Genomic DNA, 21,261 nt, shown 5'->3' with positions numbered 1-21,261 from the left:
GGTCAGCTCCGGCCGTGGCTGCGGGCCGTACACATGCGGGAGGTTCCGCCGTTCTCTTCGGGAACTCCGGGAACGTCAGGAACTCCGGGAACAAGGGGCAGGTCCGCGACCTCGTGGCGGCTCGCAGGCATCGCGCTCCCTCCCGTTCGGTCCGTCGCCCCCTCCGGCGGTCCGATTCTGCCATGACCCCGCAAGGGGGGCAGCCCTGCTGAGAATCGCCCCGCTGCCGACGCCTTACGAGACCGACCGACACGCCCACGATCGCGGCCGCCGACAGCACGAGGGCGCACACCCACAGGGCATGGCCGGACCCGTGCGCCCCTGGCGTATCAAGGCGGTTGAGGTACAGCGTGCCGAAGGTCGCGACACCGATGAGCTGACCCAGCTGGGTGACGTTCACCAGCACACCACTCGCGTCGGCGGCGTCCTCGGGCCGTACGTTGGCCAGTGCGCGGGTGAGGAGGGGACTGAATCCCAGCGACACGCCCGCCCCCATGACGACCAAAGCCGCATACAGCATGAACCCGCCGTCCCCGCCATCGCGCATCACCAGCCCGACCCCCACCGAGGCGACGGCCACCAGGACGAACCCGCCCGGAACCAGCCCCCTTTGGAGACGCGTCGGCCACCGGCGCCAGGTCAGCCCGACCGCGCCGAAGACCACCGCAGTCGGTGCGAACATCAGCCCGGCACGCAGCGCCGAGTAGCCGATACCGCCCTGGACGTGCAGCGTCATCGCAAAGAGGAAGCCCGAGTTGATCGCCATCACCAGCAGAATCCGCAGCGCCGCCGACGCGATTCCGGGGATACGCGGCACCCTGAGGGCGATCAGGGGTGCGCCGCCGCCCGCGGCCAGCCGTGTCTCGTACGCGACGAACCCGGCGAAGAACACGACGGAGGCGAGCAGGCAGACCCGGGTCCAGGCCGGCCAGCCCAACTCCCGCCCGAGGACGAGGGGCACGGCGAACAGCGTGACGGCGGCGGTGAGAAGGACCAGGCCGGGCAGATCGAGCCCGCGGGCCCGCGCTTCCTCCCTGGCCTGCCCCGTACGCGGTTCGCGTGGCAGCACGCGTCGGCCGAGCACCAGCAGAACAAGCCCGATCGGTACGTTCACCAGGAAGACCGGCCGCCAACCCGCCCCGAACAGATCGGCGCTGACCAGCACCCCGCCCACCACCTGCCCGGCGGCCGCGCCGGTGGCGAGGACCGCACTGTAGGCACCGAGCGCCCAGGTGCGCGCCGTACCGGTGAAGTGCCGCTGGATCAGGCTGAGCACCTGCGGAATCATCACCGCCGCACCCGCCCCCTGGATCAGCCGGAAGGCGATCAACTGTGCGGTGTCCGCGGCCAGTCCGCAGGCGAGTGAGGCGGCGGTGAAGACCGTGAGCCCGGCCAGATGGGCACGGCCGTGGCCGAGCAGCCCCCCGAGCCTGGCGTCGGTGATCAGCAGAACGGCGTACGTAATGGTGTAGCCGGCCACGACGAGCTGTAACCCAGCACCGGAGGCGCCGAGTTCGGTGCGGATCGTCGGTGCGGCGACATTGACGATGAAGGTGTCGAGCAGGGCCATGAACTGGGTGGCCAGGACCAGGGCGAGCAGCCGGCCGGAACGTCCATCCGTGACGCCGTTGTCATTGGTGCCGTCTTTGCTGGGTACGGAACGTGGAGTTGCCTCGGATGTCGATGTCATGACCCGAAGCGTGCCGCCGGCCTCATACGGGTAACGAGAGCCCGCTGATGCTGTTACCGGCAACTCCGTTATGGGGCACCGACCATGGGGGGTCACGACTGCTGGGCACGCAAGCTGCTTTTGGCGCAGATAGGCACGATTGGGTGAACGGTGTAACGATCTGCGGGTATGCCTGGCGGGGTGTGCGTAACGTTATCGGTGCGATCTGGGACGCCGGGTGTGGTGTCAGCAGTCGGGGCCCCCGTTCTACCGGAGAGATGGTTCGGGGCCTCCCCGTCGCCTCCGGCCACACCCACATGGCCAGGTCGTAGGGATTCCGCCCGCCTGGGACGGACCGCGTACGGGATATGCGTCGCCGCCCAGGACGCGAAAGCGGAGGACCAGTGCGCCCAAGACCGTTCGGGGCGTGCCGGTGAGCCAGGACTCACTCCTGCCCACTGCCCAGGAACGGTGAGTGGCCGCACGCGTGCAGGACCACAGCCGGATCCAGGAACACCTGGGGGAACGCAAAGATCCCGCCCCCTGCCGGGGACGGGATCCTGATTGTGGAGCTAAGGAGAATTGAACTCCTGACCTCCTGCATGCCATGCAGGCGCTCTACCAACTGAGCTATAGCCCCGCTGTCCGCTGTGTTTCCCTGCGTTTCCGCGCTGCGAACAAGAAGAACTTTAGCCTGTGACCAGCCAGAAAGTGAAATCCGGCCGACGCGGCCCGGAGGGGGCCTCCGGGCACCGCCGTGAGGCGCCCCGGAGAGACGTTCTAGGCATCGTCGCCGAGCACGGGTTCGGGCAGGGTGCCCGCGTTGTGCTCCAGCAGGCGCCAGCCGCGCGCGCCCTCGCCCAGCACCGACCAGCAGCAGTTGGAGAGCCCTCCCAGCCCTTCCCAGTGGCGCGCTTCCAGACCGAGCAGCCGCCCGATGGTGGTGCGGATGGTGCCGCCGTGGCTGACCACGACGAGCGTGCCGCCGTCGGGCAGCTTGTCGGCATGATCGAGCACGACGGGGGCGGCCCGGTCGGCAACCTCGGTCTCCAGTTCGCCGCCGCCGCGCCGCACGGGCTCGCCCCGCTTCCACGCGGCGTACTGCTCGCCGTACCGCTCGACGATCTCTTCGTGGGTGAGGCCCTGCCAGGCACCCGCGTAGGTCTCGCGCAGTCCCGCGTCAGGGGTGATGTCGAGCCCGGTGATCGCGGCGAGCTCGCCGGCCGTGGCCGCCGCCCGCCGCAGATCCGAGGCGACGATGGCATCCGGCTTCAGCGAGGCGAGCAGCCGGGCGGCCCGGTGGGCCTGCCCGACGCCGGTCTCGGTGAGCTCGATGTCCGTGGAGCCCTGGAATCGGCGCTCCAGGTTCCACGCCGTCTGGCCGTGTCGCCAGAGGACGATCCTGCGGCCCCTGCCGCTGCTGCTGCCGTTCAGCTCTGGTCACCTTCCATGCCGCCGGTGAGCTGGGCGTGCTCCTCGGCCTTCCCCCGGGTCCTGACGGCGTCCTCGGGCAGGGCGATCTCGGGGCAGTCCTTCCACAGGCGCTCCAGCGCGTAGAAGACGCGCTCCTCGCTGTGCTGGACGTGGATCACGATGTCGACGTAGTCGAGGAGGATCCAGCGGGCGTCGCGGTCACCCTCACGGCGCACCGGCTTGACCCCGAGCTCCTTCTGAAGCCGCTCCTCGATCTCGTCGACGATCGACTTGACCTGGCGGTCGTTGGGGGCCGAGGCCAGCAGGAAGGCGTCTGTGATCGACAGCACGTCGCTGACGTCGTACGCAATGATGTCGTGCGCGAGCCGGTCGGCGGCCGCCTGAGCGGCGGCGTTGATGAGCTCGATGGAGCGGTCCGTGGCGGTCACAAGCAGGCTTTCGTCGGCGGTCAGATCAACCTCTAGGGTCTCACGGACCGCCGACAGCCCACGCAGTGATCTTCCGAAGATCGTTCCTGGAGATCGTCCAGGAGGTGGAGCCCGACTATTTGATCTTGTAGTCCTGGCCGAGAACGACGGACACATCCGCGTTCGCGGCAGGCTTGCCCCGCTTCACCGCGCTCACCGGCAGGCCCAGGGTCTTGGCGACCTGGGTCGCCCTCTCCTTGTCGGCCGCATCGCGGTAGAGGACCTCGGACAACGCCTCGGTGCCGGTGTTCCCGCCGCCGACGAAGGCATAGCCACCATTGACCAGCTCGATCCGGGCGGACTCCGTACCGCCCGCGTTCCCGGTGCCGTTCCTGACTCCGACCCGCACGGCCGCGTCCTGGTCCGGTGCCTTCACCGTGCCGCCGAGGACGTCCTTGACGACACTCTCGGTGGCCGCGTCGGTCAGGGTTCCGTCGGCCTGCACCGGCAGCAGCGCCGTCTTGTAGTCGCCGATCTTGGCGTGTTCGGCGAGCTTCGCCAGGGACGCGCCGAGGTCCTCCTCCGGCAGCGACGGGTCGAGAATCTGCGCCAGCGTCTGCACAGTGACCGTGGCGGCCTTCGGATCGTCCGAGATCTTCCGCAGCACGCCGCGCATGACCTGCCCGAACCGCATGAGCTGATTCGCCTCGGCCTCACCGGGGCCCCGGTACGTGGCGTACGCGACGGCCATCTGCCCGCTCAGGGTCTGCGCCTCGCCCTTCTTCACGAGGGGGGACACGTCCTTCTTGGTGTCGGGTACATCGGTGTCGGTGTCGACCTCGATATTGCCGACCAGGTCGACGAGGTTCTCCAGGTACGGGGTGTCCAGCCGCCACGTTCCGGAGATCTTGGTGCCGAGCAGCGTGTCGATCGACTCGCGGGTGCCGGTCGAACCGTCGGCGTCGACGGACTTGCCGAGGGTGGTCGTGTTGCCCTCGTCGTCGGAGACGGCGAGCGAGTTGGGGAGCAGGACCGTGGTCCCCTGCTTGGTGGTGATGTTGTCGACGAGCAGCGCCGTGGAGGTGCCGCCCTTCTTGGTGCTGTGCAAATGGACCACGATGACATCGCGCTGCTGCGGACCCGTCGTCGCGGAGTTCTTCTCCTCCGAGCCGCCGAGGCCCGGGAGTTTGCCCGCGGACCAGAGGTAGCCGACTCCGCCGACGACGACGAGGGCCACCACGACGACGAGCGCGACCATCCGGTTGCGGCCGCGTCGCCGTGCCTCCTCGCGCCGCTCGCTGCGGCTCTCGGTGAACTTCAGCCAGTCGATGACGTCTTCGGAGTCCTCGTCGGGCTCCTCGATGAAGGAGAACTGCCCGGTGCCGTCCTCGCGGTCCGCGCGGCGCTGCTCCGGAACGGCCGGCTCGGGCTCGGGCTCGGAGTCGAACCCGGACCGCGGTTCCGGCTGCTGCGGGGCGGATACGGGTGCGGGCGCGGGAGCCTGCTGCGGGATGCTCCACTGCGCCGTGGCGTCGACCGCGGCCGACTGCTGACCGGTGTCGTAGCCGTACCCGTCGTAGCCATAACCCTGCTGCTGGGAGGCATACGGGTCGTACTGCTGCGGCTGCTGCTGCGGCTGCTGCTGCTGCCGGCCGTACGGGTCGTATCCGTACCCTTGCTGCCCCTGCTGCTGCGCGTACGGGTCGTACTGCTGCGGCTGCTGTTCCTGCTGCTGCGCGTACGGGTCGTACTGCTGCGGCTGCTGTTCCTGCTGCTGCCCGGGCTGCTGATACACCGGCTGCCCGTACTCGTCGTAGCCGACGATCTGCGACTGCTGGTAGTACGGGTCGTACGGGTTCTGTCGGTCGTTCACCGGTCCCCCTCTCCGTGGCTCATTCGCCGCGGTACAGCTGGCGCTTGTCGATGTATCGGACCACGCCGTCCGGCACCAGGTACCAGACGGGATCCCCGTGCGCGACCCGCTCACGGCAGTCCGTGGACGAGATCGCGAGCGCGGGGACCTCCACGAGGGAGACACCGCCCTCCGGCAGGCCGGCGTCCGTGAGCACATGCCCCGGCCGCGTCACACCGATGAAGTGGGACAGCGAGAACAGCTCCTCGGCGTCTCGCCAGGTGAGGATCTGGGAGAGGGCGTCGGCGCCGGTGATGAAGAAGAGGTCCGCGTCGCCGTGGATGGCGCGAAGGTCCCGCAGCGTATCGATCGTGTACGTCGGTCCGCCACGATCGATGTCGCTGCGGCTGACCGAGAACTGCGGGTTGGACGCCGTCGCGATGACTGTCATCAGATAGCGGTCCTCGGCCGGGGACACATTCTTGTGGCTCTTCTGCCACGGCTGCCCGGTCGGGACGAAGACCACCTCGTCGAGGTGGAACCGGGCGGCCACCTCGCTGGCCGCCACCAGGTGTCCATGATGAATCGGGTCGAACGTCCCGCCCATCACGCCGAGTCGGCGTCTTGCGGCACCGGTAGGCACTTCCTGCTCTCCCATGCGTGCAGAGCCTACTGGCACAGCTGTACGCCTCGGCCTCAGCGGTCGCGGTTGAAGCGCGTGGTGATCCACAGCAGGAGCAGCAGCACGACGAACGCACCGCCACCGGTCAGGTACGGGTTGAGGCTTTCGTGGTTACCACCGTTCTCGCCGCCCTCGGAGGCGAGAGTGACCAGCTGGTGCGCGGTGCTTGTGAGGCTCATCTTCTGCAGGACCTATCGATCGGGAGTCGGAAGGGAAGACGTCGCGGACATCGTATGCGGGTGCCCCGGGCACGCTCACGCCGACTCAGTCGTTGTCGTCGTTGCGGTATCCGCGGAGCAGGAACCACGCGAGCAGCGCCGCGCCGATGAGCGAGGCGAGCAGCACGATCCGGATGGTGTTGCCCGGGCCCTGATCATCGGATGCGGCGGCGAGCAGAGCAACGGTGTGCGGCATGTTGGGCGTCTCCTCAGTTATCCACAGCCCCCCGCACACCGTAGCCCCAGCACCTACGCTGGGATTTGTCAGGGGGCGAGCGACGTCTCGTACGAACAGGGGGCCATCCATGACCGACAGCAGCCACACGAGTCACGAGAACGTGCCGAGCAGGCAGCGCAGGCGTTTCGCCGGCATCTCGTCCCGGGCGTACGAACACCCGGCGGACCGCTCGGCCCTGGTGGCCCTGCGCAAGCTGAGCGGGTTCGACACCGTGTTCAAGGTCCTCAGCGGACTGCTCCCCGAGCGCAGTCTGCGGCTGCTCTTCCTCTCCGACTCCGTTCGGGTGAGCGACGCCCAGTTCGTCCATCTCAACGACATGCTGCGCGACGCCTGTTACATCCTGGACCTGGAGAAGGTCCCGCCGATGTACGTCACCCAGGACCCGAAGCCCAATGCCATGTGTATCGGTCTCGACGAGCCGATCATCGTGGTGACGACGGGGCTGGTGGAGCTGCTCGACGAGGAGGAGATGCGGGCGGTCGTCGGCCACGAGGTGGGACACGCCCTCTCCGGCCACGCCGTGTACCGCACGATTCTGCTGTTCCTCACCAATCTTGCGCTGAAGGTCGCCTGGATTCCGCTCGGCAATGTCGCGATCATGGCGATCGTGACGGCGCTGCGCGAGTGGTTCCGCAAGTCGGAGCTTTCCTCGGACCGGGCGGGACTGCTGGTCGGCCAGGATCTGCAGGCGTCGATGCGCGGCCTGATGAAGATCGCCGGTGGCAACCATCTGCACGAGATGAACGTGGACGCCTTCCTCGCCCAGGCGGACGAGTACGAGAAGGGCGGCGACCTGCGCGACTCCGTGCTCAAGATCCTCAATATGCTGCCCCGCTCCCACCCGTTCACCACGGTGCGCGCTGCCGAGCTGAAGAAGTGGTCCGAGAGCCGCGACTACCAGCGGATCATGGATGGCCACTACCCGCGGCGTGACGAGGACAAGGACGCCTCGGTAACGGACTCGTTCCGTGAGTCCGCCTCGCATTACGCCGATTCGGTGCGCACCAGCAAGGATCCGCTGATGAAGCTCGTCGGCGACATAGCGGGCGGCGCCGGGGACCTGGGCGGCAAGCTCCGCGACAAGTTCACCGGCGGCGGTGGCTCGGCCGGCAAGGGTGGCGCTACGGGTGGCTCCGAAGAGACCCGGCAGTCGGGGCCGGAAGACCCGGAGAGCTAGAGCTCACAGGAGCCCGGGACGGGCGGGCGCTGAGCTCCAGCGCCCCGCAGAGCGCCCCAGCGGGCCTGCCCGTGGCGTACGGGTCGGTGCCCGCCGGTCCGCGGGATACCGCCTGCTGGCCGGCGAGCAGCGGACGCAGTGCGCCGGTCGTGTCGGCCGAGCAGGCCTGCGGTCCGGCCTGGACGTAGCTGGTCCGCAGCTCCAGCCGGTGCAGCCGCAGGTCCTCCCGGTCGAAGCGGAAGTGCAGCTCGCGCCGGACGGTGAACAGGGAGACGCCGCCTGCCTGTTGGGGGCCGGAGACGGCCGGGCGCAGGGCGTACGTGAAGGTGTGGTCCGACACCACCTCCAGGGTGCCGGACCCCTCCTCCGAGTAGGACAGGGTGCCCTGGACGCGAACGCCCGGGTCGGCCAGTGCCACCTTCGCCGGGTCGAACCGCACCAGCCAGCCGGCCGCGGCGTGCTGCCCGTCGTCGTCCGGCCGGCTCATGCTCCGGTCGAACTGACGCACCTGGTCCGGGTCGAGCAGGAGCTTCACCGGCCGTATCGCGCCGCCGGTGAGGACGCCGGGGTCGAGTGAGGACGCGACCAGGTAGTCCTTGACCGTGGTGAGGGCGGTGATCACCTGACTGTCCGAGAAGTTGTCCGTCTGCCGGACCATCGGGAAGTTGATGCCTGAGGCACCTGTCCGGAACTGTGCGGCGGGGCTGGTGGCGAAGAGACCGGCGGCCGTGCCGCCGGGCACGGCACCGCGGGGCGCCAGGGGTATGACGGTCGAGCGGAGTGCCTCGGCCCGTGGGCCGACGGGCGCCTGGTACGGATGCCGGAAGCCCATGTAGACGGCTGCGGCGAAGGCCAGGGCTATCAGGACGACGAGGGCCAGGAGGGCCCGGGGGCCGGTGCGCAGGTGCCGGGCGGGGAGGCTGCGTACGGCGCGGGCGTGCTCGCCCATGCGTTCCTGGGCGGAGAATTCCTGGAGCCGGGCAGCACGGACGAACGACTCGTCGAAGACGACGGATCGGTACTCGTCCTCGCCGCCACCGGCTGCGTTCCCGGACGCTCCTTCTGGCGGTTCTTCACGGCCTGCCATGACTTCTCCCGACTCCACGTCACCGGCCGAGGCCGACACGCTACGCTCTGCTTCGGCCGATAGGCCTCGGGCAGGGCTTGTCCGTCACGAGTTCGCCTGTGCGGACGAGTGAGAAGCCCCCTCCGGGGGGAGGGGTCACACCTTCAGAGTAGGTCGATTGCCAAGAAGGTAAACGCCCTGGCGGGTGAGAACTCGGGCCGGGTTCTCATGCGCCGGGCGACTTCGCTTCAGGGCGTGTGCGGCACCGCGGAGACCGCAGGCCGGGAATAGCCGGAGGGGGCGGACGCGGACGGGGTGGCATCGACACCCGGTGCGCTGTCCACGCCGGTCGAGGCGGGCGGTGGCACCTGGTCCTGCCGGTTGGCGGAGGCGCCCCGGTAGACCGCGCTGAAGGCCAGCGCGACCATGCCGATGCCCATCAGCAGCGCGAGCAGCCAGGCCACCGGCCGGTGCCAGCGTGCGGCACCCCGGTAGGGGCGCAGGGCGCCGCCGTGGCGCCCGTAGGGGCCGTTGTCGTAGTCGCCCAGCCCGTCGGGGTCCATCGGGTCGCCGTAGGGGCTTCCGGGGCCGTAGCCGCCGCCCGGGCCGTACCCGTCGTCGAAGAACTCGTCGTCGCCGGGGCCGCCGCCTGCGCGGGCTCGGGCCGCCTCGGCCTCGGCACGCGCCTCGGCAGCAGCCATCAGCCGCTCCACCGCGGTGGGTTCATGGAAATCGGCAGCCCTGACGAAGTCCTCGTCGAACACCACGGAGGCGAAGTCCTCGTCCGCGCCCCCGCGGTCGTCGTCGGGCTCCCAGCCGTCCGGGAACGGCCTGCCCCCCACGTCGTCCGGCACAACTTCAGCGTAGCCCCGGCGGGTCGATTTGGGCAGGGAGAGCGCAAAATCACCGGGGCCGGAGATCACCGAACGTGACCGTCACCGGTCACGATGTACTTCGTCGAGGTCAGCTCCGGCAGCCCCATCGGGCCCCTGGCATGCAGCTTCTGCGTGGAGATCCCGATTTCCGCACCGAACCCGAACTGCCCGCCGTCGGTGAACCGGGTGGACGCATTTACGGTGACCGTCGTGGAATCCACCAGTTGGGTGAACCGGCGGGCGGCGGCCTGCGAGGTGGTGACGATCGCCTCGGTGTGGCCCGATGACCAGAGCCGGATGTGTGCCACCGCCGCGTCCAGCGATTCGACGACGGCTGCCGCGATGTCGTACGAGAGGTACTCGGTCTCCCAGTCCTCGGGCGTCGCCGCCACGACGGTGGCCTTGGACCCGTCGGCGTACTCCAGCACCTGCTCGTCACCGTGGACCGTCACCCCTGCGTCGGCCAGCGCGTCCAGGGCCCGGGGAAGGAACTCCGCGGCGATGTCCTTGTGGACCAGCAGCGTCTCGGCGGAGTTGCAGACGCTCGGGCGCTGGGCCTTGGAGTTGATCAGGATGCCGACGGCCATGTCGAGGTCGGTCTGCGCGTCCACGTACACGTGGCAGTTGCCGGTTCCGGTCTCAATGACCGGAACCGTCGATTCCTCCACGACCGTACGGATCAGCGAGGCGCCGCCGCGCGGGATCAGTACGTCGACGAGACCGCGGGCCCGCATCAGTTCACGTACCGAGTCGCGGCTCTCGCCCGGCACCAGCTGCACCGCGTCGGCCGGCAGGCCGGAACCTCCGACCGCGTCGCGAAGCACCCGGACGAGCGCGGTGTTGGAGGCGTACGCGGATGACGAGCCCCGCAGCAGGACGGCGTTGCCGGACTTCAGGCAGAGCGCCGCGGCGTCCACCGTCACATTGGGCCGGGCCTCGTAGATGATCCCGACGACACCGAGCGGCACCCGGACCTGGCGCAGGTCGATGCCGTTGGGCAGGGTCGAGCCACGCACCACTTCGCCGACCGGGTCGGGCAGGGCCGCCACGTTCCGCACATCGGCGGCGATGGCCCGGATCCGCTCGGGGGTGAGGGTGAGCCGGTCGACGATCGACTCGCTGGTGCCGGCCTCGCGGGCGCGGGCGACGTCCTCGGCGTTGGCCTCGACGATCTCGCTCGTCCGCACTTCCAGCGCGTCCGCGATCGCCAGCAGCGCGTCGTCCTTGGCCGCACGCGGCAGTGGCGCGATGTCGGCGGCGGCAGAGCGTGCCCGGTAGGCGGCCTGGGCGACCGGGGACATGTTGTCGTACGGCGAAAGCGTGGTCATGCCCGCAGGGTAGTGCGCACGCTGCGGGCATTCCTCACGTATCCCGTGATGCGAGACAACCGTCCCAGGACGGGCCGGTTCAGTACGGGTGGACGCCGACCGGTGCAGCCGGCGGCGGCCCGTATCCCTCGGCGATCCGCTGGTGGTATGTCTCCCGGTCGATGACCTCCAGGCCGACGATCTCCCAGGGCGGCAGTTTGGCGCTGGAGCGGTGTTCGCCCCACAGCCGCAGCGCGACCGCCGCCGCGTCGTGCAGATCGCGGGCCTCCTCCCAGTAGCGGATCTCCGCGTGATCGTTGGCGTACCGGCTGGTCAGCAGGAAGGGGTGGTCGTGCGCGAGCTGTTCCAGACAGCGTCTGACCTCCTTCAGCGGAGTCTCATTGCCCGAGACGCTGAGCGTGATGTGCCACAGCTTCGATTGGGTGCGTTCCTCCTTCACCCCCACCGGCTCGGGGCTGGTGGTTCCGTCGGTGGCCCCGTCGACGGTCCTGTCCGCGGGCCGGTTCCCGTCGAAGCCGGCACCTGCTCCGACGCTGGTCAGGGTGCGGCCACCCGTTGCTCGGGGCGGCGTCCCCGGGCGCGCTCGTCTCACCGGCGGCCTCCTGTGAATGCGTTGCTGTGCTGTACCCCGCTGTGTCCCCGTTACAAAGTTGACCAGTCCCGGGCCGGGCGTGGGGCGGTTTTCATGAAGGTCTCTGCCGGAAGTCCGGACTTTCAGCCGATTCAGGAGCCGGTCAGTGGTGCAGGAGGACCAGATCGTCCCTGTGTACGACCTCGCGCTCGTATGCCGGCCCGAGCTCGCGTGCCAGGTCACGGGTGGAGCGCCCGAGCAGTTGCGGAATCTCCTTGGCGTCGAAGTTGACGAGTCCGCGGGCCACGGGGCGGCCGCGCAGGTCGCGCAGCTCCACCGGGTCCCCCGCGGTGAACTCGCCCTCGACCGCGGCGATCCCGGCCGGCAGGAGCGAGCTGTGGCGCTCGACGACGGCCCGTACGGCCCCGTCGTCCAGGGTCAGCCATCCCTGCGGGGTGGAGGCGTGGGCCAGCCAGAGCAACCGGTCGGCCGAGCGGCGTCCGGTGCGGCGGAAGTACGTACCGGTGTCGCGGCCCGCGAGGGCGTCGGCGGCGCGGCTCGCGGAGGTCAGCACGACCGGCACCCCGGCGGCCGTGGCGATCCGGGCGGCTTCGACCTTGGTGACCATGCCGCCGGTGCCGACGCCCGCCTTTCCGGCGCTGCCGATGGTGACGCCCGCCAGGTCGGCGGAGCCCGTCACCTCGGCGATGCGTGTGGTGCCGGGGGTGCTGGGGTCGCCGTCGTAGAGACCGTCGACGTCGGAGAGGAGGACCAGCAGGTCGGCGCGGACGAGGTGGGCGACGAGCGCGGCGAGCCGGTCGTTGTCGCCGAACCGGATCTCGTCGGTGGCCACGGTGTCGTTCTCGTTGACGATCGGGAGCGCACCCATGTCCAGGAGCTGGTCCAGGGTGCGGTAGGCGTTGCGGTAGTGGGCGCGGCGACTGGTGTCGTTGCTGGTCAGCAGCACCTGGCCGACGCGTACGCCGTACCGCGCGAAGGAGGCAGTGTAGCGGGCGACGAGCAGCCCCTGGCCCACGCTGGCCGCGGCCTGCTGCCTGGCCAGGTCCTTGGGCCGGCGCACCAGGCCGAGCGGGGCGAGTCCGGCCGCGATGGCACCGGAGGAGACGAGGACGATCTCCTTCTCCCCGCCGCTCCTGACCTTGGCGAGCACATCGACGAGTGCGTCGACCCGGTCGGCGTCGAGGCCCCCGGCCGCGGTGGTGAGGGACGAGGACCCGACCTTGACCACGATCCTGCGCGCCTCGGTCACGCTCTGCCTTGCCCCTGCCACGTGCACTGTCCCCGTCCTCGCCGTCGGCTGCGCCTCCTGGCCGTCAGGGTACGCGAGTCGGGTGGGGCGCCGGACGGAACGGGCGTTCCCGATATTCGGACTCCGCTCTCCCTTTTTCGGACATTGAGCGGAGACCGGCTGCTCCGAGGAGCGCCACAGTGCCAGCGGTCATATCAAATGATTCGCAAATCCGTACGCACCTTTCGGCGGCCGAATCATTGACCGCCGCCCCAGGCAACCATCCGGACACGTCGTCCATCCAACAATCGATAGGGTGCACGGCAGGTGGTGCTGTATCGCCGTTTTCCGCAGCGCGCGGACCTGCACCCGCCGCCGGCTCAAAGGGCCTCTATCAGCCATGGGACAGTAGCGATGCCAGTTAAAGTAAGTGTCGTCATTCCGGTATACAACCCGGGCAGGTTCATCGAACCCTGCATCGACTCGCTCCTGCGGCAGACCCTGCCAGCACAGGAGTTCGAAGTCCTCTTCGTCAACGACGGGTCGACGGACGACACTCCTGACCGCCTCAAACAGCTGGCCGCTGAGCATCCTCATTTCCGGGTGATCACCATCCCTAATTCCGGCTGGCCGGGAAAGCCCCGCAACATCGGGGTGGCCGAGGCGAAGGGTGAGTACGTCCAGTTCCTGGACCAGGACGACCATCTCGCCTCCGGCGCCCTGGAGCGGCTGTACGACATGGGCCGACGCAACGGCTCGGACATTGTCATCGGCAAGGTGGCCAGCAACTTCCGCGGTGTCCCGCACGGCGTGTTCAAGACGAACCGCGAGAAGTGCACCCTGCACGACGCCCCGCTGTACGACAGCCTCACGCCGCACAAGATGTTTCGTACGGAATTCCTCCGTGCGAACGGCATCGCCTACCCCGAGGGGAAGCGCCGGCTGGAGGACCAGCTCTACATGATGCAGGCGTACTTCCCGGCCAAGGTCGTCTCCATCCTGGGCACGTACACCTGCTACTACTACTCGAAGCGGGACGACGGCAAGAACGCCGGATCGACGAGGATCGTGCCGTCCGGCTACTACGGGAACCTCCGCGAGGTCCTGGATGTCGTCATGGCCCATACGGAACCGGGAGAATTCCGGGACCGGCTGCTGCGCCGCTTCTACCGCGTCGAGATGCTCAGCCGGCTCAGCGAGCCGGCGGTGCTGCGCTACCAGCCGGAGTTCTACGACGAGATGTGCGACGCCATCCGGCCGCTGGCCACGGACTTCATGGGCGACGGAGTGCACGACGGCCTGGGTCCGGTCCTGCGGGCGCGGTCCACACTGCTGCGCGAGAACGACCGGCAGGGTCTCCTCCGCATCGCGCGTTTCGCCTCGTCCGTCACGGCGGCGGCACGGCTGGAGACGTTCGCCTGGCAGCCGGACGGCAGGATCGCGATCACCGTCAGCGCCCGGCTGGTCCACGGCGAGGACCGGGCCCCGGTGCGGCTACTGCGCCGCGACGGCCGCTACTACCTGCACCCCGAGCTCGCCGACGGGCTGCAGGCCGACGGCGGACTGCTGGACATCACCGACGACCTCGACGGCTTCTCCGCCGAACTCTCGCTCCGCAACCGCGAGACGGCCGTCGAGTGGCCCTGCCCCGCGACGTTCACCACGGAGCTGGAAGAGCTCGGCGACGACGTCTGCGAAGTCGTCCTGCACGGCAGCGGCCATCTGTCCGCCGAGGCGGTCAAGGGTCGCGGACGGGTGTCGCGCGGCTTCTGGGACGTCTGGGTGCCACTGCGCGGACTGGGTCTGGTCCGCAAGGCCCGGCTCGGCGCCGACCGCGGCGAAGGCGTGGACGCCGCCTGTCTGCCCGCCTCCCTCGGGTCCCCGGCGCGCGCCGTCATCCCGTACTTCACCGATCCGCACGGCAACCTCACGCTCGATGTCGCCCGCCGCAGCAAGAAGCTGGCCGACCATCTCGCGGGCCGTCCGGTGCTGCGCACGCCGGGCAGCCGGCCGGAGCTGCGGCTGGACCTCTTCACCACCGCTGCCACCGCCGTCTCCGGCGCCCAGCTGGTCCTGAGCCCGGCCGACGGGACAACCGGCGCCGTCCGCACGGTACGGACCTCGCTGCACCCCACCGAGGGCCGCGCCCATCTGACGGTGCCCGGACGTGCGCGGGGCGTCGCGGCGGGCAACTGGAAGCTGTCGGTCCGGCTCGATGGCGAGGGCGGTCCCGCGCTCCCTCTCTGCAACGTCACCGTCGGCGGCCGCGGCCGGATCCACCTCGACCCGGCCCTGCCCGAGGTCGACGCCGCGATCATGGCGGAGGTCGGCACGCAGCGCCGGAAGGCGGCGCTGCGGCGGGCGCTGCGCACGGTCGGCGGCCCGCTCGTCCGCAGGCTCCCGCCCGGCGGCCGCAAGCGGGCGCGTCGCCTGGCCGCCCGATTCACCCGCTGATCCGGGATCCCGGACCACCCCCTCAGCCAGCACGGAACAAGGACGTGATCGCATGCGGCAGCTCTCTCTCGAAGGCGCCTGGGTGCATGAGCCGAAGGTCTTCCCTGACAGTCGCGGCAGCTTCCACGAATGGTTCAGGGCCTCCGAGCTCAGCGAGGCCGCGGGCCACGGTCTGCAGCTCGCCCAGGCCAATTTCTCGGTCTCCCGCCGCGGCACGCTGCGCGGTATCCACTTCGCCGATGTGCCGCCGAGCCAGGCGAAGTACGTCAAGTGCGTGCGCGGCGCGGTGCTCGACGTCATCGTGGACATCCGGGTCGGCTCCCCCACGTACAAGCAGTGGGAGGCCGTGCGCCTCGACGACATGGACCATCACGCGGTCTACCTCGCCGAGGGGCTCGGCCACTCGTTCATGGCGCTGACGGACGACGCGACAGTTGTCTATCTGTGCTCCGAGGGGTACGCGCCCGGTCGTGAGCACGGCATCGACCCGCTCGACCCGGAACTGTCGATCGAGTGGCCCGAGGGCATCACCCCGCTGCTCTCGGAGAAGGACGCCGCCGCCCCCTCGCTGGCCGAGGCGGAGAAGCAGGGCCTGCTTCCCTCGTACGAGGCGTGCCGGGCGTACTACGCAGAGCTGCGCGGCCGGGGCTGAGAGGCTGTCGGGCCACCTTCGATCGGGAAGCGGGCGGGGCGAGCGTGCGTGCCAGGGCACGACCGCCCGATCAGAGGTAGCCCGACAGCCTCTGAACCGGCGGCAGCGCAGCAAAAGCCCCCGTGGTCCGGGGAAGGATCACGGGGGCTTTCTCCGTCCAGGCCGTCAGCCCGCGACGGCCTCGATACGCCCGCGCAGCGGCGTGAACGCCGAGCGGGGACGGCGCAGATTGCGGGCCCGGGTCAGCGCGGGCCAGAAGTCGGCTCCGAGCAGCGTCTCGGGCCGGACCGCGGTCTTGCGCACCAGCACCTCTTCGGGCACATCCTGCGGATCGGGTACGACGTACTCCTCGATGATCTTGTCGTACGCGTTCTTCAGAATGTCGCTCTCCGGATCGGCACCGAATACGGCGACCACTCCCGTCGGTGCCGTATCGATCTCGACGACCACCAGGTCGGGGCGGTAACGGCGCAGCACCTGCACCACCTTGTAGACATCGCCGGTCCAGAATTTGGTGTGCCGGTCCCGGGCCGCCTCATCGACATTGCGCGGCAGCATGTCGTCAAGAACGATCACGCTCGACCAGCGGGAGTGCCGTTCGACGTTCATGAAGTCGCGCAGCGCGTACTCGAAGAGGTGCATGCCGTCGATGAAGGAGAGTTCCAGCTTGGGGTCCCCGCCGAGCACGTTGAGCGGGTCCCGGCGGGCGAGTGCGCGGAACGGGTTGCGGCCGTTGCGGAGGTGGAGCAGCGGGTCCTTGCGGGCGAAGAAGTCGTCGCTCGTCGCCTTGACCAGGTGGACGTCGCAGCTGATGTCCGTCACTACGCGGAAGGCCGGGTCGACGGCGACGGAGGGCACCCGCGAAAGGGCCAGGCTTCTGCCGTCGTTGACCCCGATCTCCAGATAGTTCCGGGGCCGGTAGATGCGGTGCATGTGACGCAGGAACTCATGGCGGTTCACGTGGAGCGGCCCTTCGACAGAAATCAACTGGTCCGATTCCCGGCGAAGTTACCCTATGAATGCACGGTGGCGTAAGCATTCTTCCAGTGTTAACACCTGTGGTCTCCCACACGCGGAATACAGAAGACCAGATGTCGATACGATCATTGGATGATCAAGGGCGTTCCGCTCGGAGCAGTGCCGGAAATGCCTCCGCCAGCGCCTCCCGCCAGTCGCGGACCGGTTCCATTCCGGCCGCCGCCCAGCGGTCGTGCCCGAGCACGCTGAACGCGGGCCGGGGCGCCGGCCGGACGAAGGCGTCGCTGGTGGTGGGGCGGACGCGTGCCGGGTCGGCGCCCAGCAGCCGGAAGATCTCCCGGGTGAAGCCGAACCAGGTCGTCTCACCACCGCTGGTGCCGTGGTAGACGCCCGCGGGGGCGGTCCCTGCCAGGGCGGCCTGCCCAAGCCGGACCAGCAGGCCTGCCAGATCGGCGGTCCAGGTGGGCTGTCCGTGCTGGTCGTCGACCACGTCGAGGGTGTCCTTGACTCCCTCCAGTTTGATCATCGTACGAACGAAGTTGGGGCCGCCCGCGCCGTACAGCCAGGCGGTGCGGACAACGTAACCGGTGTCCGGAAGGGTCTCCAGGACCGCACGCTCCCCCGCCAGTTTGGTCCGCCCGTAGGCGCTGCGCGGGCGGGTCGTGGCGTCCTCCGGGTACGGCTTCTCGGCGTCCCCGGCGAAGACGTAATCGGTGGAGACCTGGAGGAGGACCGTGCCGTACTCGCGGCAGGCGGTGGCGAGGACCTCCGGGCCTGTGCCGTTGACCCGCAGCGCCGCGTCCTCCTGGGACTCGGCGTCGTCGACGGCGGTCCAGGCGGCGCAGTTCACGACAACGGCGGGGCGGTGCCGCTCGAAGCCCGCCCGCACCGAGGCGGGGGCGGTGATGTCCATGGCCCCGCGGTCGGCGGCGACCGCGGTGAGGCCCTCGCCGGCGAGCCGGGCCAGGACATCCTGGCCGAGCATCCCGGCGGCTCCGGTCACCAGCCAGCCGGCGCTCACAGGGCGGCCCGGCTCTTCAGCGGCTCCCACCAGGCACGGTTGTCGCGGTACCACTGCACGGTTTCCGCGAGTCCGGTGCGGAAGTCCTTGCGGGGCTCGTAGCCGAGCTCCTCGCTGATCTTCGTGCAGTCGACCGAGTAGCGGCGGTCGTGGCCCTTGCGGTCCTCGACGTAGGTGACGCTGGTGTCCCAGTCGGCGCCGCAGGCGTCCAGCAGCAGGCCGGTGAGTTCCTTGTTGGAGAGCTCGGTCCCGCCGCCGATGTTGTAGACCTCGCCGGCCCGGCCCTTCGTACGGACCAGCTCGATGCCCTGCACATGGTCGTCGATGTGCAGCCAGTCGCGGACGTTGGCGCCGTCTCCGTACAGCGGGACCGTCCGGCCGTCCAGCAGGTTCGTGACGAACAGCGGGATGACCTTCTCGGGGAAGTGGTGGTGCCCGTAGTTGTTGGAGCAACGGGTCACCCGCACATCGAGGCCGTGGGTGCGGTGGTACGAGAGGGCGATCAGGTCGCTGGACGCCTTGGCCGCGGAGTACGGCGAGTTGGGCGCCAGCGGGTCGGTCTCGGGCCAGGAGCCCTCGTCGATCGAACCGTAGACCTCGTCGGTGGAGATGTGCACGAAGGTCCTGATGCCCGCCAGGTGTGCGGCGTGGATCAGGGTGTGGGTGCCCACCACATTCGTACGGACGAACTCGGCACCGCCGTCGATGGACCGGTCCACATGCGACTCGGCGGCGAAGTGCACCACCTCGTCGTGCTCGGCCATCAGCTTGGAGACCAGCTCGGGGTCGCAGATGTCGCCCTGCACGAAGGCGAAGCCGGGGTGCTCGCGGACCTCGTCGAGATTGGCCGGGTTGCCCGCGTAGGTGAGCTTGTCGAGCACGGTCACGGCGACATCGCCGGGCCCCTGCGGGCCGAGCACCGTTCGGACGTAGTGCGAACCGATGAAGCCGGCCCCACCGGTCACCAGGATGTTGGTCGTCATGAAGAGATCTGCACCTTGCTGTGGTCGCCGAGCACGAGTCGGTGGGCGGACGGGGATCGGGGCGCGGGGGTCACTTCGACGTCATGGCCGATGAGCGATGCCTCGACGCGGCGGACACCGGCGATGGAGGCGCCCTGCAGAACGATGGAGTACTCGATCTCGCTGTCCTCGATCCGGCAGTTCTGCGCGATCGAGGTGAACGGGCCGACGTACGCGTCGCTGATCACCGATCCCGCCCCGATGATCACGGGACCGACGATCCGGCTGCCGGTGACCTTGGCGCCCGCCTCGATCCGGACCCGGCCGATGATCTCGCTGTCGTCGTCGACGTCGGCGCCCTCGACGGACGGCTCGACGGTCTCCAGCACGGTTCGGTTGACCTCCAGCATGTCGGTGACATTGCCGGTGTCCTTCCAGTACCCGCGGATCGTGGTGGATCGGACGTCGCGCCGCTGATCGATCAGCCACTGGATGGCGTGCGTGATCTCCAGCTCGCCGCGCCAGGAAGGCTGGATCGAGCGCACCGCCTCGTGGACGGCGGGTGTGAAGAGATAGACGCCGACGAGCGCAAGATCGCTCTTGGGCCTCTTCGGCTTCTCCTCCAGAGCCACCACCCGGCCGTCGCCGTCGAGTTCGGCGACACCGAACGCGGTCGGATTGGGCACCCGGGTCAGCAGGATCTGGGCCTCGGGCCGGTCCGCGCGGAACTCCTCGACCAGACCGGCGATCCCGCCGACGATGAAGTTGTCACCGAGGTACATCACGAAGTCGTCGTCGCCCAGGAAGTCACGGGCGATCAGCACCGCGTGCGCGAGCCCGAGCGGCTCGGCCTGCGGGATGTAGGTGACATCGAGACCGAACCGGGAACCGTCGCCGACCGCCTCGCGGATCTCCTCGGCGGTGTCGCCCACGATGATGCCGACTTCGGTGATGCCGGCCTCCGCGATCGCTTCCAGGCCGTAGAAGAGCACCGGCTTGTTCGCCACGGGGACCAGCTGTTTGGCCGAGGTGTGCGTGATGGGACGGAGGCGGGTGCCCGCCCCTCCGGACAGTACGAGAGCCTTCACGTGACCAGTCCTCATGGTGAGATGTCGGTCCTGTCGCGCGGTGCGACCTTCTGGGCGATTTTACTGAGAATCTCCCTGCGATTCGGGTGAATCCGCGGACCGGAGGGCCGTTCAGCCCGTGCTCAGGCGCAACTTCAAGCGCCGCACGTCCCTGCGCATACGGCGCGCCACCCGCTGGGAGAGCGACGCCCGGCGAGCCGCGGCCCTGGGCTGCTCGATGCGCTTGCCGCCGTGCCAGTCGGGCACGGTGACCTCGAAAGTGGAGTCGGGGAGCCCGGCCGACCGGTCGCGGAAGTGCGGGTACGCGAGATAGACCTTGTCGCCCCCGCGCGAAGGGATCACGTCCGGAAGGGTCTTCGCCCGGAGGAACTTCAGGTGGTCGACGAGCAGATCGGCACGCCCCTTGGCGACGCAGGCGAGCCGCAGCCGCTCGGCCACCTTGATCCGCCGGGCCACGCCGTCGTTCCAGTAGGCGTCCATCAGGGGCGCCGCGAGCTCCATCTTGTGGCGACGCACCTCCGGCGACTCCTTGAGCACGCGAGGACCGAACTGCTGCAGCATGCCGACCGTGAAAGGCCGGATCATCAGGAAATCCCGCTTCGGACCTGCGGGTTCGAGCCGGTGGATGAGGTCCATCATCGCCCGCATGGAATCGAAGCGCCATTCATAGGTGCCGCTCCTGGTGACGTGCTTTCCGTCGTCGCGGCCGACCAGGTAATAGCAGATGTAGTCGGAGATCACGGAGATCCCGGCGCCTCGCAGATAGGCCTCCATAGTGAAGAGGGCATCCTCACCGGTCCGGAGATCTTCGTCGAATCGCAGCGCGAGCCGTTCCAGCAATTCCCGCCGGAAGAGCTTCTGCGCGCTCAGCGTGTAAATGACTTTGGAGTTGTATACGTCGACCCGGTCCTTGGTGGCGGTCCACATCGACTGGGGCGCTCCCCGGTTGACGCCGACCACTTTCCCGAGCACCACATCGGTGCCGGCCCGGTCGGCCGTGGTGACCATCCGCTCCAGGGCCTCGTCGCCGAGGTAGTCGTCGGCGTCGAGGAAGAAGACATAGCGGCCGCGTGCCCTGCCGAGACCCACGTTGCGCGGGCCGCTCGGGCCGCCGGAGTTCGCCTGACGCACCACTGTCGTCGACACTGCGGAGCGGGCGGCGAATTCCTCAAGGTATTCGCCGGTGCCATCGGTCGAGCCGTCGTCGACCGCGACAATTTCGACCCGGCCGGCGCCGATGGTCTGGGACTCCACGGACTCAAGACAGCGGACGAGGTACGGCATTGCCTCGTACGCTCCGACGATCACCGTCACGTCAGGAATTTGCATCTCGTTCACAC

19 protein-coding genes, 1 tRNA gene and 1 pseudogene are annotated in these 21,261 nt (G+C 69.1%); 3 read left to right on the top strand and 18 right to left on the bottom strand.

Annotated features, from left to right (window positions below; all coding sequences use genetic code 11):
- Nucleotides 1–223: 223 nt before the first annotated feature.
- The 8 genes and pseudogenes from OH809_RS28830 to OH809_RS28795 all read right to left on the bottom strand — a co-directional run.
- Nucleotides 224–1,690: pseudogene (locus tag OH809_RS28830) on the bottom strand (MFS transporter); the annotation flags it as partial.
- Nucleotides 1,691–2,236: 546 nt separating this feature from the next.
- A tRNA-Ala gene (locus tag OH809_RS28825) sits at nucleotides 2,237–2,309 on the bottom strand.
- Between the two features lie 140 nt (nucleotides 2,310–2,449).
- Nucleotides 2,450–3,103 (bottom strand): histidine phosphatase family protein, encoded by a 654-nt coding sequence (locus tag OH809_RS28820; protein WP_406424929.1) that lies wholly within the window; start codon nucleotides 3,101–3,103, stop codon nucleotides 2,450–2,452.
- Entirely contained in the window at nucleotides 3,100–3,531 is a 432-nt protein-coding gene (gene rsfS / locus OH809_RS28815; protein ID WP_406419321.1) for a ribosome silencing factor, read from the bottom strand. The genes OH809_RS28820 and rsfS overlap by 4 nt, the downstream gene beginning before the upstream one ends.
- A gap of 115 nt (nucleotides 3,532–3,646) precedes the next feature.
- The gene (locus tag OH809_RS28810) at nucleotides 3,647–5,383 is read right to left on the bottom strand and encodes an LCP family protein (protein WP_406419323.1); all 1,737 of its coding nucleotides are present in this window, start codon (nucleotides 5,381–5,383) and stop codon (nucleotides 3,647–3,649) included.
- A 19-nt stretch (nucleotides 5,384–5,402) separates the two neighbouring features.
- Complete coding sequence (gene nadD, locus OH809_RS28805) at nucleotides 5,403–6,020, bottom strand: nicotinate-nucleotide adenylyltransferase (RefSeq protein ID WP_406419324.1); 618 nt, start codon at nucleotides 6,018–6,020, stop codon at nucleotides 5,403–5,405.
- Nucleotides 6,021–6,058: 38 nt separating this feature from the next.
- Nucleotides 6,059–6,223 carry a hypothetical protein gene (locus OH809_RS28800; protein ID WP_037697690.1) on the bottom strand — a complete coding sequence of 55 codons (165 nt, stop codon included), beginning with the start codon at nucleotides 6,221–6,223 and terminating at the stop codon, nucleotides 6,059–6,061.
- Nucleotides 6,224–6,308: 85 nt separating this feature from the next.
- A complete protein-coding gene (locus tag OH809_RS28795; protein WP_406419326.1) occupies nucleotides 6,309–6,458 on the bottom strand; it encodes a hypothetical protein in 150 nt (49 codons plus the stop codon).
- A 109-nt stretch (nucleotides 6,459–6,567) separates the two neighbouring features.
- Here OH809_RS28795 and OH809_RS28790 point away from each other — a divergent pair, with 109 nt between their 5' ends.
- The gene (locus OH809_RS28790; RefSeq protein ID WP_406419328.1) at nucleotides 6,568–7,677 is read left to right on the top strand and encodes a M48 family metallopeptidase; all 1,110 of its coding nucleotides are present in this window, start codon (nucleotides 6,568–6,570) and stop codon (nucleotides 7,675–7,677) included.
- Here the strand turns inward: OH809_RS28790 and OH809_RS28785 are convergent.
- From OH809_RS28785 to proB, 5 genes are all read right to left on the bottom strand, one after another.
- Nucleotides 7,622–8,764, bottom strand: coding sequence for a hypothetical protein (locus OH809_RS28785; protein ID WP_406419330.1), 1,143 nt, complete (start codon nucleotides 8,762–8,764; stop codon nucleotides 7,622–7,624). The genes OH809_RS28790 and OH809_RS28785 overlap by 56 nt on opposite strands.
- A gap of 227 nt (nucleotides 8,765–8,991) precedes the next feature.
- Nucleotides 8,992–9,597 carry a hypothetical protein gene (locus OH809_RS28780; protein WP_406419331.1) on the bottom strand — a complete coding sequence of 202 codons (606 nt, stop codon included), beginning with the start codon at nucleotides 9,595–9,597 and terminating at the stop codon, nucleotides 8,992–8,994.
- 65 nt (nucleotides 9,598–9,662) lie between these two features.
- Entirely contained in the window at nucleotides 9,663–10,946 is a 1,284-nt protein-coding gene (locus OH809_RS28775; protein ID WP_406419333.1) for a glutamate-5-semialdehyde dehydrogenase, read from the bottom strand.
- A 79-nt stretch (nucleotides 10,947–11,025) separates the two neighbouring features.
- The gene (locus tag OH809_RS28770; protein WP_406419335.1) at nucleotides 11,026–11,538 is read right to left on the bottom strand and encodes a hypothetical protein; all 513 of its coding nucleotides are present in this window, start codon (nucleotides 11,536–11,538) and stop codon (nucleotides 11,026–11,028) included.
- 142 nt (nucleotides 11,539–11,680) lie between these two features.
- A complete protein-coding gene (gene proB, locus OH809_RS28765; RefSeq protein ID WP_406419337.1) occupies nucleotides 11,681–12,787 on the bottom strand; it encodes a glutamate 5-kinase in 1,107 nt (368 codons plus the stop codon).
- Between the two features lie 393 nt (nucleotides 12,788–13,180).
- Here proB and OH809_RS28760 point away from each other — a divergent pair, with 393 nt between their 5' ends.
- Nucleotides 13,181–15,220, top strand: coding sequence for a glycosyltransferase family 2 protein (locus tag OH809_RS28760; RefSeq protein ID WP_406419339.1), 2,040 nt, complete (start codon nucleotides 13,181–13,183; stop codon nucleotides 15,218–15,220).
- Nucleotides 15,221–15,272: 52 nt separating this feature from the next.
- Nucleotides 15,273–15,872, top strand: a complete 600-nt coding sequence (gene rfbC, locus OH809_RS28755; protein WP_406419340.1) for a dTDP-4-dehydrorhamnose 3,5-epimerase — start codon at nucleotides 15,273–15,275, stop codon at nucleotides 15,870–15,872.
- A 165-nt stretch (nucleotides 15,873–16,037) separates the two neighbouring features.
- Here rfbC and OH809_RS28750 read toward each other — a convergent pair whose 3' ends face one another.
- The 5 genes from OH809_RS28750 to OH809_RS28730 form a co-directional block, all read right to left on the bottom strand.
- Complete coding sequence (locus tag OH809_RS28750; protein WP_406419342.1) at nucleotides 16,038–16,832, bottom strand: class I SAM-dependent methyltransferase; 795 nt, start codon at nucleotides 16,830–16,832, stop codon at nucleotides 16,038–16,040.
- Between the two features lie 154 nt (nucleotides 16,833–16,986).
- Entirely contained in the window at nucleotides 16,987–17,871 is an 885-nt protein-coding gene (rfbD, locus tag OH809_RS28745) for a dTDP-4-dehydrorhamnose reductase (RefSeq protein WP_406419344.1), read from the bottom strand.
- Complete coding sequence (gene rfbB, locus OH809_RS28740; RefSeq protein WP_406419346.1) at nucleotides 17,868–18,854, bottom strand: dTDP-glucose 4,6-dehydratase; 987 nt, start codon at nucleotides 18,852–18,854, stop codon at nucleotides 17,868–17,870. Before rfbB ends, rfbD begins: the two co-directional genes overlap by 4 nt.
- A complete protein-coding gene (locus OH809_RS28735) occupies nucleotides 18,851–19,921 on the bottom strand; it encodes a glucose-1-phosphate thymidylyltransferase (protein ID WP_406419348.1) in 1,071 nt (356 codons plus the stop codon). Before OH809_RS28735 ends, rfbB begins: the two co-directional genes overlap by 4 nt.
- A gap of 111 nt (nucleotides 19,922–20,032) precedes the next feature.
- Nucleotides 20,033–21,250 carry a glycosyltransferase family 2 protein gene (locus OH809_RS28730; protein WP_406424931.1) on the bottom strand — a complete coding sequence of 406 codons (1,218 nt, stop codon included), beginning with the start codon at nucleotides 21,248–21,250 and terminating at the stop codon, nucleotides 20,033–20,035.
- Nucleotides 21,251–21,261 lie beyond the last annotated feature (11 nt).

The organism is Streptomyces sp. NBC_00873 (genome assembly GCF_045207415.1).
Taxonomy (GTDB): Bacteria; Actinomycetota; Actinomycetes; order Streptomycetales; family Streptomycetaceae; genus Streptomyces.
The sequence above is the reverse complement of the archived record's forward strand: the minus strand, read 5'-3'. Positions and strand labels throughout refer to the sequence as shown.